The 15,012-nt window shown below is 66.8% G+C and carries 15 protein-coding genes; 9 read left to right on the top strand and 6 right to left on the bottom strand.

Features of this window, described 5'->3' with window-relative positions:
* Positions 1-58: 58 nt before the first annotated feature.
* Positions 59-598 (bottom strand): nucleotide exchange factor GrpE, encoded by a 540-nt coding sequence (gene grpE, locus E5673_RS17690; protein WP_136191012.1) that lies wholly within the window; start codon positions 596-598, stop codon positions 59-61.
* 25 nt (positions 599-623) lie between these two features.
* Positions 624-1,667 (bottom strand): heat-inducible transcriptional repressor HrcA, encoded by a 1,044-nt coding sequence (hrcA, locus tag E5673_RS17695; protein WP_056055363.1) that lies wholly within the window; start codon positions 1,665-1,667, stop codon positions 624-626.
* A gap of 202 nt (positions 1,668-1,869) precedes the next feature.
* On the opposite strand from hrcA, the gene rph reads away from it, so the two are divergent.
* Complete coding sequence (rph, locus tag E5673_RS17700; RefSeq protein WP_056055360.1) at positions 1,870-2,586, top strand: ribonuclease PH; 717 nt, start codon at positions 1,870-1,872, stop codon at positions 2,584-2,586.
* Entirely contained in the window at positions 2,583-3,218 is a 636-nt protein-coding gene (rdgB, locus tag E5673_RS17705; RefSeq protein WP_136191013.1) for an RdgB/HAM1 family non-canonical purine NTP pyrophosphatase, read from the top strand. The genes rph and rdgB overlap by 4 nt, the downstream gene beginning before the upstream one ends.
* Positions 3,219-3,347: 129 nt before the next feature.
* Here the strand turns inward: rdgB and E5673_RS17710 are convergent, their stop codons facing one another.
* Together E5673_RS17710 and E5673_RS17715 are read right to left on the bottom strand one after the other, a co-directional pair.
* Positions 3,348-4,058 carry an EAL domain-containing protein gene (locus tag E5673_RS17710; RefSeq protein WP_136191014.1) on the bottom strand — a complete coding sequence of 237 codons (711 nt, stop codon included), beginning with the start codon at positions 4,056-4,058 and terminating at the stop codon, positions 3,348-3,350.
* Between the two features lie 154 nt (positions 4,059-4,212).
* Positions 4,213-4,770: a CAP domain-containing protein gene (locus tag E5673_RS17715; protein ID WP_247599458.1), complete on the bottom strand. Its 558-nt coding sequence runs from the start codon at positions 4,768-4,770 to the stop codon at positions 4,213-4,215.
* 43 nt (positions 4,771-4,813) lie between these two features.
* Here E5673_RS17715 and hemW point away from each other — a divergent pair, with 43 nt between their 5' ends.
* Positions 4,814-5,986 (top strand): radical SAM family heme chaperone HemW, encoded by a 1,173-nt coding sequence (gene hemW, locus E5673_RS17720; protein ID WP_136191015.1) that lies wholly within the window; start codon positions 4,814-4,816, stop codon positions 5,984-5,986.
* Between the two features lie 60 nt (positions 5,987-6,046).
* On the opposite strand, the gene E5673_RS17725 is transcribed toward hemW, so the two are convergent.
* On the bottom strand, positions 6,047-7,249 hold the full coding sequence (locus E5673_RS17725) for a penicillin-binding protein activator (RefSeq protein WP_136191016.1): 1,203 nt from the start codon (positions 7,247-7,249) through the stop codon (positions 6,047-6,049).
* Positions 7,250-7,259: 10 nt separating this feature from the next.
* Between E5673_RS17725 and rsmI the strand changes: the two genes are divergently transcribed.
* The 4 genes from rsmI to E5673_RS17745 all read left to right on the top strand — a co-directional run bounded on the left by rsmI (position 7,260) and on the right by E5673_RS17745 (position 10,335).
* The gene (gene rsmI / locus E5673_RS17730) at positions 7,260-8,105 is read left to right on the top strand and encodes a 16S rRNA (cytidine(1402)-2'-O)-methyltransferase (protein ID WP_136191606.1); all 846 of its coding nucleotides are present in this window, start codon (positions 7,260-7,262) and stop codon (positions 8,103-8,105) included.
* A 48-nt stretch (positions 8,106-8,153) separates the two neighbouring features.
* A complete protein-coding gene (locus E5673_RS17735; protein WP_136191017.1) occupies positions 8,154-8,552 on the top strand; it encodes a YraN family protein in 399 nt (132 codons plus the stop codon).
* Between the two features lie 64 nt (positions 8,553-8,616).
* On the top strand, positions 8,617-9,570 hold the full coding sequence (gshB, locus tag E5673_RS17740) for a glutathione synthase (protein ID WP_136191018.1): 954 nt from the start codon (positions 8,617-8,619) through the stop codon (positions 9,568-9,570).
* 165 nt (positions 9,571-9,735) lie between these two features.
* Positions 9,736-10,335, top strand: coding sequence for a DedA family protein (locus tag E5673_RS17745; RefSeq protein WP_136191019.1), 600 nt, complete (start codon positions 9,736-9,738; stop codon positions 10,333-10,335).
* Here E5673_RS17745 and E5673_RS17750 read toward each other — a convergent pair.
* On the bottom strand, positions 10,332-11,252 hold the full coding sequence (locus tag E5673_RS17750) for a tyrosine recombinase XerC (protein WP_247599459.1): 921 nt from the start codon (positions 11,250-11,252) through the stop codon (positions 10,332-10,334). The two genes, E5673_RS17745 and E5673_RS17750, sit on opposite strands and share 4 nt — an antisense overlap.
* Before the next feature lie 113 nt (positions 11,253-11,365).
* On the opposite strand from E5673_RS17750, the gene E5673_RS17755 reads away from it, so the two are divergent.
* Both E5673_RS17755 and E5673_RS17760 read left to right on the top strand, forming a co-directional pair.
* Complete coding sequence (locus E5673_RS17755; RefSeq protein ID WP_247599460.1) at positions 11,366-12,772, top strand: diguanylate cyclase; 1,407 nt, start codon at positions 11,366-11,368, stop codon at positions 12,770-12,772.
* Positions 12,773-12,838: 66 nt separating this feature from the next.
* Complete coding sequence (locus E5673_RS17760; protein ID WP_136191021.1) at positions 12,839-15,010, top strand: primosomal protein N'; 2,172 nt, start codon at positions 12,839-12,841, stop codon at positions 15,008-15,010.
* Positions 15,011-15,012 lie beyond the last annotated feature (2 nt).

Here is a 15,012-nt window from a genome sequence, read left to right on the forward strand (position 1 = left end):
GAGCCCCCTCCACCACCACGCAAGCGCGTGGCGGTCCCCTCCCCGTTCCGGGGCGGATTCAGCCGGCCTTGGCAACGCCGACCATGGCGGGACGCAGCAGGCGGTCCTTGATCATGTAGCCCGCCTGCATCTCCTGGACGATCGTCCCGGCAGGCTGGTCGCTCGGAATTTCCATCATCGCCTGGTGCTTGTTCGGGTCGAGCATCTGGCCCTCCGCCGCGATCTTGGTGATGCCGTGGCGCTGGAACACGCTTTCCAGTTCGCGACCGGTCGCTTCGAGCCCGGTGACGAGCCCCTTCATCTTCTCGTCCGCGCGGAGGTCGGCCGGGATTGCCGACAGGCCGCGCGAGAGGTTGTCCGCAACCGACAACACGTCGCGCGCGAACGCCGTCGCGGCATAGGCGCGGGCGTCCTGCGCTTCCTTTTCGGCGCGGCGGCGGACGTTCTGGATCTCGGCCTGCGCGTAGAGGACGTTCTGCTTGGCCTCGGCGAGCTGGTTCTCGAGCTCGGCGACGCGGTCGTTCGAAGCCACTTCAGGCGCGGCTTCGGCGGTCTCTTCGCGCAGGTCTGCAGGCGTGTTCTGGTCGATGTCGGACATGGTTTTCCCTATAAATTGGGCCGGCTCAACCCATCAACCGGGCGAGCGTTGCAGCCGTGAAATCCACCATGGGCACGACGCGCGCATAGTTCAACCGCGTCGGGCCGATGACACCGACCACGCCGACCACCCGGCCGTCCAATCCGCGGAAGGGCCTGGCGATCACCGAAGACCCTGACAACGCAAACAATTTGGTCTCCGCGCCGATGAAAATCCGCGTCGAATCGCCGGCTCGCGCGCTGTCCAAAAGCGATGCGACTTCCTGCTTTCCCTCGAGATCGTCGAGCAGGTCGCGGACCCGGTCGAGATCGGCGGCGGCGGCGGCATCGATCAGCCGCCCCTGCCCGCGCACGATCAGCACCGGGCGGCGATCCGCATCCTCGCTCCACACCGCGATGCCGCGCTCGACCAGCGTCCGCGCCGCCCCATCGAGCGCTGCCTGACCATCCGCCAATTCGCGTTCGATCCGGGTCCGCGCATCGGCGAGCGTCAGGCCGCCGAGCGTCGCCGACATGTAATTGCCCGCCTCGACCAGCGCGGACGGCGACATCCCCTTCGGCAGCGCGATCACGCGATTCTCGACCGAGCCGTCCTCGCTGACCAGTACCGCCAGCGCTTGTTCGGGCGACAGCGCGACGAACGCGATCTGGCGCAGCTTCAGCTCGCGCTTGGGGACCATCACCAGCCCTGCGCAGGCCGACAGCCCCGACAGCGCGAGCGTGGTCGCGGCGAGCGCCTCCTCGACCGGGCCACCGACGCCAGCACGCGCCTCGATCGTCTGGCGTTCCTCGAACGACGGCTCCATCGCCTGCATCATGCCATCGACGAACAGCCGCAAGCCCCGGTCGGTAGGCATGCGGCCGGCGCTGGTATGCGGGCTGGCGAGCAGGCCCAGCCCTTCGAGTTCGCCCATAACGCCGCGAATCGAGGCGGGGGAAAGGCTGAGGCCGGTTAGTTGCGCGATCGTCTTCGACCCGACCGGCGTACCGCTGGCGAGGTAGCTGTCGACCACCGCACGAAAAATGTCGCGTGCGCGATCGGTCAGTTCGGTGACGGGGGGCGTGGCCATCGCTTTGATCTAGGCTGGCGAGCGGGAATGCGAAAGGCTAGGCACACCATATTGCCCACCACCCGTTCGTCCTGAGTAGGGACTGAGCGCAGTCGAAGGCCCGTATCGAAGGATGTGCCCCAAGCGGGCCGATCCTTCGATACGCCGCTTCGATAAGCTCAGCAGCTACTCAGGACGAACGGAAGAATTTTAGGAATACATCATGCGCCCATCCGGCCGCGCCCCAGACCAGATGCGTGCGATCACGATCGAGCCGCGCTTCACCAAGCATGCCGAGGGCTCCGTCCTGATCGGCTTCGGCGACACGAAGGTGCTCGTCACCGCCAGCGTCGAGGAGAAGGTGCCGCCGTTCATGCGCGGCAAGGGCGAAGGCTGGGTGACCGCCGAATACGGCATGCTCCCGCGCGCCACCAACACGCGCAACAACCGCGAGGCCGCCAAGGGCAAGCAGTCGGGTCGCACGCAGGAAATCCAGCGGCTGATCGGGCGTTCGCTCCGCGCGGTCGTCGACCTCAAGCTGCTCGGCGAGCGCCAGATCGTGATCGACTGCGACGTGATCCAGGCCGATGGCGGCACGCGGACCGCGTCGATCTCGGGCGGCTGGGTCGCACTGCGGCTCGCGATCGACGGACTGCTGGCGAGCGGCAAGCTGACCGCCGACCCGCTGACGCAGAAGGTGGCCGCGATCAGTTGCGGCATCTATCAGGGCAACCCGGTGCTCGACCTCGACTATATCGAGGATTCGGGCGCGGACGCGGATGCGAACTTCGTGCTGCTCGAAAACGGCAACATCGCCGAGGCGCAGGCGACCGCTGAAGGCGCGACCTATGACGAGGAGGCGCTGCTCCGCCTGCTCCGTCTCGCACGGATCGGCTGCACCGACATCTTCGCGGCACAGGCGAAAGCCGTCGCCAAGTGAGCGGCGAAGGCAAGGAACCGCAGGCGATCCGCAAGCTCCAGCCGGGCAAGCTGGTCATCGCCAGCCACAACAAGGGCAAGGTGCGCGAGATCGCGGCGCTTTTGGAAGGACGGGGGCTCGAAGTCGTCTCGGCCGCCGAGCTCGACCTGCCGGAGCCCGTTGAGACGGGCACGACCTTCTTCGCGAACGCCGAGCTGAAGGCGCGCTCGGCCGCCGACCTGTCGGGCTATCCCGCGCTCGCGGACGATAGCGGGCTGTGCGTCGATGCGCTGAACGGCGATCCGGGTGTGTACACGGCGGATTGGGCGGAAACGCCGAACGGTCGCGACTGGGTGATGGCGATGCAGAAGGTCGAGGACGCGATCGTCGCCAAGGGTCCGGACGTGGGCCGCGGCGCACATTTCGTCAGCGTGCTGGCGCTCGCGTGGCCCGATGGGCATGTCGAATGGTTCGAGGGGCGGGCCGAGGGGACGTTGACTTGGCCGCCGCGTGGTAATGTCGGGTTCGGGTATGACCCCGTGTTCGTGCCGCTGGGCTACGACCAGACCTATGCCGAACTCCCGCACGAAACGAAGAACGCGATCAGCCATCGGAACGAGGCGTTCAAGCTGCTCGAAGCTGCGGTGTTCTGAAAATCTGGCGGCGGGGAACCTGCCGCCAGCTTCTCGTCATCCTGACGAAAGTCAGGATCCAGGATAACGGGCGGTACCCTTGATGGCCCTGGATCCTGACTTTCGTCAGGATGACGGAGCAGGTGTAGTTCAGACCGCGATCGCCTGCTTCACCGGCCACGTCACCGTAGGCAGCGCTTCGAACGCCGGTTTCGCCAGCAGATACCCCTGTATATACCGCACGCCGAGCCCCCGCAGCGCCTCGAACTCGCCGAGCGTTTCGACCCCCTCGGCGATCACCGTGATCCCCAGCGCCGTGCACATCCGCAGCATCCCCTCGACGATCATCCGCCGCGGCAGGCTCGTGTCGATGTCGCGAATCAGCTCCATGTCGAGCTTGATGATATCCGGCTGGAACCGCGCGAGCAGGTTGAGCCCCGCATGCCCCGCGCCGAAATCGTCGAGCGCGGTACCGAAACCCATCTTCTGATACGTCGCTATGATGTTCGCGACGTGCGCAGGATCGAGCATCTCCTCGTTCTCGGTGAACTCGAAGATCAGCCGGTCGGTCGGCATGCCCACCGCCGCCGCGGTCTTCAGCGTCAACTGGATGCACGCGGCCGGCGAATAGACAGCGTTCGGGAGAAAATTGATCGACAGCCGCGCGGGCGTATCGAGCAGCCCGGCTTTCACCGACGCCTCGATCGCGCGCACCCGGCATTGCTGGTCGAACGCGTAAAGATTCTTGGCATCGACCTGCGAGAGGACGCTTGCCGCCGACTGGCCTTCGGGACCGCGCACCAGCGCTTCGTAGGCGAAGACGGTCTCGGTCTCGACATCGACGATCGGCTGGAACGCCATCGAGAAGGCGAAGGACAGGCCGGCGCCGTCTCGGCATCCGACGCAGCCAGTGGGCCGAGAGCCATCAGGTTTGGATACTGGTATCATTCAACCAGATTAAGCGACGACCGCTTAAGAAAGTGCCACCACTTTGGGTCTAACCGCTTGCTCCAGATCAATAAGCGCGCTCGCCGAAGACGTTGCCGGGGGGCGAATAGCGACACACCAGATAGTCGTCGGTCTTGTTGCTCGCCATCGCACAGCCGACCTGGGTCGAGCCGCGCCAGACGATCTGCGTATAGTGCGCGACGTCCTCGAACTTGCCGGTGCGGCTGAACCCGGGGGTCGGCTGGTTGATGAAATCGCGTTTCTCGGCGACCCAGTGCCCCATCATTTCGCTGTAGGCATAGGCATAGCGCGTGCCGGTCCAGAGATTCTCGCCTTCGCGCGACATGCCCTGGGGTTGCGGGGCGTGCGCGAATTTGCCGGTCCGCGCCAGTTCCTCGGCATAGGCGCGCGCGGTCGTTGCCAGCGTATCGCTCCAGGTGAGCGGCGCCACGCCGACGGCGGCGCGCGCGGCGTTGTGCCCGTCCATCATGGCGGTCTTGAGCAGGCTCGCACCGCGCGGTGCCGGCGCTATGGTATCGCGGCGCTCGACGACACGCTCGGGGCCCTGCGCACAGCCCACCAGCAAAAGCGCCCCGGCGATCGCCAAACCCATCCGTGCCGTCATTGCGCTTCCTTCGGCCGCCCCGTGCGACCATATGCGCGAGATAATGCCCGTCTTCGAAACACCAAGCCCCCGCTCCGATTCCCCGGGCGACCTCGCGCTGTACGTCCACTGGCCGTTCTGCGTGTCGAAATGCCCGTATTGCGATTTCAACAGCCATGTTCGCGAGGAGGTGGACCAAGCGGCGTGGCGGGATGCGCTGCTCACCGACCTCGCGCATGAGGCTCGGGTATCGCCGGGGCGGAAGTTGCAGTCGATCTTCTTTGGAGGGGGCACGCCGTCGCTGATGCCGCCGTCGACCGTCGCGGCGGTGCTGGATGCGGCGGAGAAGGCCTGGGGGTTCGCCGAGGGAATCGAGATCACGCTGGAGGCGAATCCGTCTTCGGTGGAGGCGGCGCGGTTTGCCGATCTGGCACTTGCTGGGGTGAACCGGGTGTCGCTGGGGCTGCAGTCGCTCGACGACCAGGCGCTGAAGTTTCTTGGGCGCGCACATGACGTGAACGAGGGGCAAGCCGCACTTGCGACCGCACAGAGCGTGTTTCCACGCGTCAGTTTCGATTTGATCTATGCATTGCCAGGGCAGCGGCTCGATGACTGGCGCGCGGAACTGGCGCGCGCGCTGAGCCTGGGGACGGAACATCTCTCGCTGTATCAGCTGACGATCGAAGCCGGTACACGGTTCGCGACCGAGGCTCTGGCGGGGCGGATCGTGATCCCGGATGGCGATTCGGCGGCCGACCTGTTCGAGGCGACGCGTGCCGATACCGCAGCGGCGGGTCTTCCCGCATACGAGACGTCGAACCATGCGCGGCCGGGGTCGGAGAGCCGCCACAACCTCGCTTACTGGCGGTATCAGGATTACGCGGGGATCGGGCCGGGGGCGCATGGGCGTCGCGGCGGACTGGCGACGGTGCGGCGGAAAAAGCCGGAGAACTGGCTGGCGGCGATCGAGCGTAACGGCCACGGAATGGAGGTGGAGGACCCGCTGACGCCCTCGACCCGCGCGACCGAGGCTTTGCTGATGGGGTTGCGGTTGGCGGAAGGCGTGGATCTGGACCGGATCACCGAGCTGAACGCGGGCGTGATACCGGTCGACCTAGCTGCGGTGGCTCGGCTCGAGGCGCTCGGATTGATCGTTCACTCGCCGGGGCGCCTGCGGGTTACCGAAGCCGGCGCCCTCCTACTCGACGCGATCCTGCCGGAGATCGTCACCGCCTAATTTGTTCACCCGCGAAGGCGGGTGCCCAGACTGGGCACCCGCCTTCGCGGGTGAACAAGCTTACTTCCCGAACCCGACCGGTGCGGGCGAGACTACCGTGGTCGTGCCACTACGGATTTCTTTCACCTCGAGCGCGCGCTCGGCGACGCTGTCCTTGCCGAAGCGGAACGCCCCATCGATGCCGGCGAAGCCATCGCCGTCGCGCAGGCGGTTGACCGGGAACGGCGTACCGGGCTTCCAGTCGCGCGCGATGCGGACCGTCAGCAGCACCGAATCATAACCGAGGCTCGACAGACGGTATGGCCCTGCCCCGAACCGCGCGCGGTATTTGGCGGCATATTGGCGGTACAGCGTGTCCGAAACGCTGGCGTACCAGGCGCCGTTGAGCGCTGCCTTGGCGGCGATCGCTGTGTCCGAATTCCAGAGTTCGGTGCCGAGGATACGTGTCGATGCGCCGCTGCCGCGCTTGACCATCGCGGCTGCGGAGGCTGCGGTGGCGCCACCATCGGCGATCAGGACAGCATCATAGGGGGCTTTCGCCGCAAGCCGCGTGACGGCGCCGGAAATGCTGCCGGGACCACGCGCGTAGGTCTGGAGCGAGACGACCTGGCCGCCCGCGCCTTCGACCGCGCGGAGTAATGCTGTCGATGCACGCTCGCCGTAGAGCCCGTTGGGGACCAAGCCGGCGAAGTTGCTGACGCCGCGCTCCTTGGCGAAATCGACGACGCGTGCGATCGACTGGGTCGGGACATAGCCCATCAGGTACGCGCCATTGCCCGCCACGCCGAGATCGTTGGAGAAGCTCAGCACCGGGATGTTCGCGGCGCGCGCGATCGGCGCGACCGCGCGGACGTCGTCGGCGAGCAACGGGCCGAGGATCAACTGCGCGCCCTCGGCGATCGCACGCTGCGCGGCGGCGGCGGCACCGGTCGCGGTGTCGTAGTTGGTGATGCGGACGCGCTGGTTCTGCGTGTCGAGCAGCGCCAGCATCGTCGCGTTGGCGATCGACGTGCCGACGCCCGCGTTGCTACCCGACAGCGGCACGAGCAACGCGACGCGGTTACGCTCGGCATCGCGCGGGATGCCGGTCTCGACGCCGATTTCCGGGCGATCGACGGGGCGCGTGGTCGGGCGCTGCTGCGACGGCTCGACGGGACCACGCGGGACGATCGTCTGGCACGCGCCGAGCAGGCACGCCGCGACAAGGGTCGCCCATCGCCCTGCAGTACGTGCGGATTGCCCTATCGTCGTCGCGTCTGCCATGACCGTCCCCATGAACCCTGAAACTCTTCTCGATCCCGGCCTCTACATCGTCGCGACCCCGATCGGCAATCTTGGCGATCTGTCGCCACGCGCCGCCGACATCCTCCGCCGCGCCGACGTGATCGCGGTCGAGGACAGCCGCGTCACCGCCGGTCTGCTCCGCCACATCGGCACGAAGACACCGATGGTGCCGTATCACGATCACAGCGCGGAGGGCGTGCGCCCGGCGCTGATCGCGCGGATGGCGACGCAGGCGGTAGCTTTGGTGTCGGATGCGGGGACGCCGCTTATTTCGGATCCCGGGTTCAAGCTGGTGCGCGACGCGCGGGCTGCGGGGCATCTGGTGGTGACGATCCCGGGGCCGTGCGCGGCGGTGGCGGCGCTGACGCTGGCGGGGCTGCCGACCGACCGCTTCCTGTTCGTCGGGTTCCTGCCGTCGAAGATGCACGCGCGGGCCGAAGCGATCGCGGAAATAGCCACGATCCGCGCGACTCTCGTCATGTATGAGTCGGGGCCGCGTCTTGGCACGTGTCTCGCGGCCCTGCTGGAGGGGCTCGGCGACCGCGAGGCGGCGGTGACGCGCGAGATCAGCAAGAAGTTCGAGGAGGCGGTGACCGGCACGCTCTCGACCCTAGCGGCGCGTTATGCGGATGCGCCGCCGCGGGGGGAGATCGTGATCGTCGTCGCACCGCCGGGCGAGGCGCCGCCGGCGAGTGCGGAGGACGGTGACGCGGCGCTGGTGGAAGCACTCACACGCCTGTCCACCGGTCAGGCTGCGAGCGAGGTGGCGAAGAAACTCGGCCTTGACCGCAAGGCGCTGTATGCGCGGGCGCTGGAATTGAAGCCGAAGGCCTGATCTCCCCTCCCGCTTGCGGGAGGGGTCGGGGGAGGGCATGCCATAGACGTGCCGCCCCCGCCCCCCCCTAGCCCCTCCCGCAAGCGGAAGGGGACGCACGACCGAAAGGCTGCGGAGGCGACCGGCCGTCGCGGGGAGCGGCTGGCGGGGTGGTGGTTGCGGCTGAAGGGCTGGAGCATCCTCGATCGCCGAGTCCGCACCCCCGCCGGCGAAGTCGACCTCGTCGCCCGCAAAGGCAACCTAATCGCATTCGTCGAAGTAAAAACCCGCGCGACCGCTGCCGAACTCGACTTCGCGATCGACGAGCGCCGCCTCGCCCGCGTCGCCGCAGCGGCGGAGTATTTAATGTCGCGCTACGCCGGACCCGGCGACGACATTCGCGTCGACGTCATCCTGCTCGCCCCCGGCACCCGCCCGCGCCATATCGAGAATGCCTGGATCGGGTGACGCCGCCCGGTGACTTCGCGCCCGCCCGCGCCTACATGCGCTCGACCGAACAGAAGGAAGACGCATGAGCCTCACCGTCGCCGTCCAGATGGACCCGCTCGACAGCATCAACATCGCCGGCGATTCGACCTTCGCGCTGATGCTGTCCGCGCAGGACCGTGGCCATACGCTCTTCCATTACTCGGCCGAGGACCTGAACTACCGCGACGGCCGGGTCTGGGCGAAGGCGCATCCGGTCACCGTGCAGCGCGTCGTCGGCGATCACTTCAGCGTCGGCGAGCCGGTGAACCTCGACCTTGGCGACGAGGCCGACGTCGTGCTGATGCGGCAAGACCCCCCGTTCGACCTCGGCTACATCACCGCGACGCACTTGCTCGAGCGGATCGCCGACAAGACGCTGGTCGTGAACGATCCCGCGCAGGTGCGGAATGCGCCCGAGAAGGTGTTCGTGCTCGACTACCCGCAGTTCATGCCGCCGACGCTCGTCACGCGCTCGCTCGACGAAGCGCGGAAGTTCCTCGCCGAGCACGGCGCGATCGTCATCAAGCCGCTCCACGGCAACGGCGGCAAGGCGATCTTCAAGGTCGAGTCGGACGGCGCGAACCTGTCGGCGCTGATGGAGGTCTTCAACATGACCTGGCGCGAGCCGCACATGGTCCAGGCGTTCCTCCCCGACGTGGCGAAGGGCGACAAGCGGATCGTGCTGATCGACGGCGAAGTCGCAGGCGCGATCAACCGGTTGCCCGGCGAAGGCGAGATCCGCTCGAACCTCGCGGTCGGTGGCTCGGCGGAGAAGTCGGTGCTGACCGACAAGGAGCGCGAGATCTGCGCGGTACTCGGGCCTGAACTGAAGAAGCGCGGGCTGTTGTTCGTCGGGATCGACGTGATCGGCGGGACGTGGCTGACGGAGATCAACGTAACGTCGCCGACCGGTATCGTCGCAATCTCGAACTTCGATGGGACGGACGTGGCCGGCATGATCTGGGACGCTATCGAAGCGAAGGTCGCGGCGCGGTAGTCGAAGCGAGGATACCACCCCGGCGAAGGCCGGGGCCCAATTGGAAAGGTCGCAGTGACGGAGCGCCGCCCTTTGTCATGGCCGTCCCCCAATTGGGCCCCGGCCTCCGCCGGGGTGGTAAGAGATGGCGGAACACATCCGGCATCCCGGCAGTATGTGATACCCATGACCGAATTCATCCTCGATCTCATCGCCTGGGGCGGATATTTCGGTATCTTCCTGTTGATGGCGCTCGAGAATATCGTCCCCCCAGTGCCGTCCGAAGTCATCATGGGGCTCGGTGGCATGGCCGTCGCGCGCGGCGACATGAGCGTCGTGCCGCTGATCGCCTGGGGCACCGCGGGCTCGGTCGTCGGCAATTACTTCTGGTATTATATCGGCCGCAACATCGGCTACGAACGCTTCCGCCCCTTCATCGAGCGCAACGGGCGCTGGCTGACGATGGAATGGTCCGACGTCGAGAAGATCCACCGCTTCTTCACGAAGCGCGGCGGCTGGGTGATCTTCGTGTTTCGGTTCATGCCGACGCTCCGCACCGTCATTTCGCTCCCCGCGGGGATGACACGCATGCCGATCTGGCAGTTCGTGATCTGGACCGCGGCGGGCAGCGCGATCTGGAACACCGTGCTCACCTATGCCGGCATCCTTCTGGGCTCGCATTTCGAGGAACTCGACCGCTATGTCGGGCCGGTCGCAGTGGCGACGTTCGTGGTCATCATCATAGGCTATGGCTGGCGCGTGCTGACCTGGAAACCGAAGGGCTAGACGCCGCCATGCGGGTGGGCATTGCGGTACACGTCCATCAAATGCGCGGCATCGACCTGCGTATAGATCTGCGTCGAACTCAGGCTCGCATGACCGAGCAACTCCTGTAGCGCGCGCAGATCCGCCCCCCGCCCCAGCAGATGGGTCGCGAAACTGTGCCGCAGGGCATGCGGCGTCGTCCGATCGCCCAGCCCGAGCCGCGCCCGAGCCGACTGAACGGCCCGACGAATCATCACCGGGGACAACGCCCCGCCCTTGGCACCACGGAACAACGGTTCGCCGCGCTCGATAGGCCAAGGCGTCTGCGCCACATATGCTTCGATCGCCGTGCGCACCTGAGGCAACAAAGGCACAACGCGTGTCTTGGTGCGCTTGCCCGTCACCCGGATCGTCTCGCCGAGCGGCAGGATATCGCCCCGCAACGTCAACGCCTCGCCGATTCGCAACCCTGCGCCGTACAGCAACATCAACACCGCCCAGTCGCGCGCGCCGATCCACGGCTCCGCCGCGTCGTCGGCCACCTCTTCGGCCAACGCGACCGCTTCGGCCGGCGAGATCGGTCGCGGCACGCCCGCCTTCACGCGCGGCCCCCGCATCCGCGGCTGCTCCGCACCTTCGTTCGCCCAGGCGAGAAACCCGCGCACCGCGGACAATTCCCGCGCCGCCGACGCGTTACCCAACCCGGCTTCTCGGCGTTGCGCCAGATACGCTCGCAGGTCTGTCGCGGTCACGCGTGCGAGCGCCCCGCGCGTGATCCGCTCCCCCCAATGCCCGACCAGGAACGCCGTCAGCCGTTCGGCCGACGCCCGATAAGCCCGGATCGTGTGGACCGATCGCCGACGATCACGCCCGAGATGCTCCGCCCAGAGCATCGACGGCGGCAGAATTTCGAGCGTCTGGTCTTTATCGGTGGGCATGTGTGGACAGTAACGCCCCGAACAGGCAAAGAAAATTAACCCAGCCGCTATATTCGAGTTTCATGTCGCCTGTCGATCTCATCACAGACAACTTTTCAGACGAAGCACGGCGCGTGGCTGCGCTTCAGGCCTTGGCGTTGCTCGATAGCGAACCCGAGCGTGAATTCGATGCATTGGTCGCGTTGGCCGCAGAAATGCTGGGTTGCCCTAACGCCTTGCTAACACTCGTCGACAGCAACCGGCTCTGGATCAAGGCTGCGAGCGACGGCGAACGCGGTGAGATCTCCCGCGAAATCGGCATGTGCAATTACACGATCCTCGGCAAAGAACCGATGGTCATCGAAGACGTGTCGAGCGATTTACGATTCGTGGCCAATCCCTGGACGCAACCGCCTGACGGTATTCGCTTTTACGCTGGCGCACCGGTCAATGCGCGCGACGCGCGCGGTGAATATTATGCGATCGGCTCGATCTGCGTCGTCGATACTGTACCGCGCTCGCTGAACGATGCCGGGCGCAAGGCGCTGACCCATCTCGCGACCCTGGCCGAGGCGATGATCGCCGCGCGGTCCGCTGCACGCGAGGCTATCGCGATTGCGACGACCGCGGATCGCCAGGCGGCTGCGCTGGCGCGTCAGGACCGCGTCTTCCGACAGGCGGAACGGATGGCGGCGATCGGATCGTGGCGCGTGTCGCTGGCCGACGACAAGCTGCAATGGTCCGACGGGGTCTATCACATTCACGGCCTGCCGATCGGCGACCTGCCCGAGATGCCGGTGGCGATGGAATTCTATCCGCCGCATGCCCGCGACGAGATGAACGCATCGCTTCGACGGACGATCGAAACCGGTGCGCCATTCGATATCGAGGTCGATTTCAAGAACGCGCAAGGTGAACAGCGCCGTGTCCGCGTGCTGGGCGAATGCGAGACCGTCGACGGCCAGACCATAGCGTTGGTCGGCGTCTTCCAGGACGTGACGGAACGCCACGCGCTCGAGGTCAATTTGCGGCGCTCGGCAAATACCGATTCGCTGACTGGCATCGCCAATCGGGCGGCGTTCGATCGTACGCTCGATGCAGCCATGACGCGGTCGCACACCGACGGCACGCCGTTGTTGCTCGCGCTGGTCGATCTCGACGGCTTTAAGGCGATAAACGACACGCTGGGCCATACCGCAGGCGACGACGTGTTGCGCGGCGTCGGCCGGATTTTGAAGGCCCCTTGGCTCAAGAACAGCTTTGCCGCCCGCGTCGGTGGTGACGAATTCGCGATCCTGATCGAGGACCCCGGCATGGCCGCGAACCCCGGCTATATCTCTGCACGGCTGGAGGAAGCGTTGCGCTTTCCGATCGCGCTGAACGGCCTCGCGATGGTCAGCGCGGGCACGGTCGGCATCACCGCTTTGGACCGCGACTGCCTTTCGGTGCGCGATTTCATCCACCGCGCCGATACGATCCTGTACCAGGCGAAGCGCGCGCGCGTCGGCGAGCGACGCCGCCCGAACCGCGACGCCGCGTAAGGCTGCATCGACCAACCCGACGTAAGCGGTTCACGCGGAGTCGATCTGTCCCCATATACGAACACGATGTCGTCCCGTGCCCGTGTCCTGATCCTCAACGCCGCCCTCGGGCCACTCGACTACCGCGTGCCGGCCGGCATGAGTGTCGAGCCGGGATCGGTCGTTGTCGCACCACTTGGGCCTCGGCAGTTGCTAGGCGTGGTGTGGGAAGCCGAACGGATGCCGTCCGATGCGGAGGTCGGCGACAACCGGTTGCGCAATCTGCTCGCGGTCGCCGACGTGCCGCCGCTGGGGGCCCCGTTGCGGCGGCTGGTCGAGTGGACCGCGGATTATTACCTCGCACCGGCGGCGTCGGTGTTGCGGATGACGCTCGCATCGACGTCTGCCTTGGAAGGGGCGCGGACGGCGATTGAGTATCGCGCGACGGGCCTCGTGCCACCGCGCCTCACGCCGCAGCGCGAGCAGGCGCTCGAGCGGATCGGTGACCGGCAGGGCCTGATCCGCGAACTCGCGACGATCGCCGAGGTGAGCGACGCGGTGATCCGCGGGCTGGTGAAGGTCGGCGCGATCGAGGCGGTCGAGGTCAGCATCGACGTCCCCTACCCCGTGCCCGATCCGCAGCATCATGAGCCGAGTTTGTCAGAGGACCAGCGAGCAGCAGCCGATGTCCTGGTCGCTGGCGTCGCAGAGCATGCGTTCCATCCGACGTTGCTCGACGGCGTCACCGGGTCCGGCAAGACCGAAGTCTATTTCGAGGCGGTGGCGCAGGCGATCCGCGACGGTCGCCAGACTTTGGTGCTGCTTCCGGAGATCGCGCTGACCGAGCCGTTCCTGAAGCGCTTTCACGACCGCTTCGGCTGCGAGCCGATCGCGTGGCATTCGGGGCTTCGTTCGACCCAACGCCGGCGCGCTTGGCGAGCGATCGCGAGCGGCGAGGCGCTGGTGACGGTCGGCGCGCGGTCTGCACTGTTCCTGCCCTACCGCGACCTCGGGCTGATCGTCGTCGACGAGGCGCACGAGACCAGCTTCAAGCAGGAAGAGGGCGTACATTATCACGCGCGCGACGTGGCGGTGATGCGCGGCAAGTTCGAGGGATGTCCGGTCATCCTCGCCTCCGCCACGCCAGCGATCGAGACTCGCCAGCAGGTCGCGACCGGGCGCTACGCGGAACTGAAGCTGCCCGGCCGGTTCGGCGCGGCGGAGATGCCGACGATCGAGCCGATCGACCTGATCAAGGAGCCGCCGGAACGCGGCCGCTGGCTGGCACCGCGCCTCGTCAAGGCGATGCAGGAAACGCTCGAGCGGCGCGAGCAGTCGCTGCTGTTCCTCAACCGGCGGGGCTACGCGCCGCTGACGCTGTGCCGGACGTGCGGGCACCGGTTTCAATGTCCGAATTGCACCGCCTGGATGGTCGAGCACCGCCTCACGCGCCGCCTCGCCTGCCACCATTGCGGCCATGCCGAACCGACGCCGCGCGTGTGTCCCGAGTGCAAGGGCGAGGATACGCTGGTCGCCTGCGGACCCGGCGTCGAACGAATCGCCGACGAGGTAACGGCGTTGTTTCCCGAGGCGAAGACGGCCGTCGTCACATCCGACACGATCTGGTCGCCGGCAAAGGCGGCCGAGTTCGTCGGACGGATGGAGGCCGGCGATATCGACATCGTCGTCGGCACGCAGTTGGTGACGAAGGGGTATCACTTTCCGAACCTGACCCTGGTCGGCGTGGTCGATGCGGATCTGGGGCTCGACGGCGGCGATCTGCGGGCTGCGGAGCGCACGTTCCAGCAGATGCGGCAGGTGTCGGGGCGCGCCGGGCGTGGCGAGAAGCCGGGCCACGTGTTCATCCAGACGCATAGTCCGGGCGCGCAAGTGATGCAGGCGCTCATCACCGGCGATGCCGACGCGTTCTATGCCGCGGAAACGGACGCGCGGAAGGATGCAGGCGCGCCGCCGTTCGGGCGATATGCAGCGATCGTGGTGTCGTCGGAGGACCAGTCCTGCGCGCACGAGACCGCCAAGCTCGTCGGCCGTAGTGCGCCCGAAGTCGACGGCATGCACGTCTACGGCCCCGCCCCCGCCCCGCTGGCGATGCTGCGCGGCCGGCATCGCTACCGGCTGCTCGTCCATGCGCGGCGCGCACTGGACGTGCAGGACGTCATACGGGACTGGCTGGGGAAGCTGGAATGGCCTTCCAAGGCGCGGGTGACGGTGGACGTCGACCCGTATAATTTTCTCTGATC

The sequence above is a fragment of the Sphingomonas sp. PAMC26645 genome, assembly GCF_004795835.1.
GTDB lineage: Bacteria > Pseudomonadota > Alphaproteobacteria > Sphingomonadales > Sphingomonadaceae > Sphingomonas.

What these genes read in the sequence shown, in the direction of transcription:
- rsmI (WP_136191606.1), top strand. Translation starts at nt 7,260, where the DNA reads ATGAACCCTGAAACTCTTCTCGATCCCGGCCTCTACATCGTCGCGACC.
- E5673_RS17725 (WP_136191016.1), bottom strand. Translation starts at nt 7,249, where the DNA reads ATGGCAGACGCGACGACGATAGGGCAATCCGCACGTACTGCAGGGCGA.
- grpE (WP_136191012.1), bottom strand. Translation starts at nt 598, where the DNA reads ATGTCCGACATCGACCAGAACACGCCTGCAGACCTGCGCGAAGAGACC.
- E5673_RS17745 (WP_136191019.1), top strand. Translation starts at nt 9,736, where the DNA reads ATGACCGAATTCATCCTCGATCTCATCGCCTGGGGCGGATATTTCGGT.
- hrcA (WP_056055363.1), bottom strand. Translation starts at nt 1,667, where the DNA reads ATGGCCACGCCCCCCGTCACCGAACTGACCGATCGCGCACGCGACATT.
- E5673_RS17750 (WP_247599459.1), bottom strand. Translation starts at nt 11,252, where the DNA reads ATGCCCACCGATAAAGACCAGACGCTCGAAATTCTGCCGCCGTCGATG.
- E5673_RS17710 (WP_136191014.1), bottom strand. Translation starts at nt 4,058, where the DNA reads ATGGCGTTCCAGCCGATCGTCGATGTCGAGACCGAGACCGTCTTCGCC.
- gshB (WP_136191018.1), top strand. Translation starts at nt 8,617, where the DNA reads ATGAGCCTCACCGTCGCCGTCCAGATGGACCCGCTCGACAGCATCAAC.
- E5673_RS17715 (WP_247599458.1), bottom strand. Translation starts at nt 4,770, where the DNA reads ATGACGGCACGGATGGGTTTGGCGATCGCCGGGGCGCTTTTGCTGGTG.
- E5673_RS17760 (WP_136191021.1), top strand. Translation starts at nt 12,839, where the DNA reads ATGTCGTCCCGTGCCCGTGTCCTGATCCTCAACGCCGCCCTCGGGCCA.
- hemW (WP_136191015.1), top strand. Translation starts at nt 4,814, where the DNA reads ATGCCCGTCTTCGAAACACCAAGCCCCCGCTCCGATTCCCCGGGCGAC.
- rph (WP_056055360.1), top strand. Translation starts at nt 1,870, where the DNA reads ATGCGCCCATCCGGCCGCGCCCCAGACCAGATGCGTGCGATCACGATC.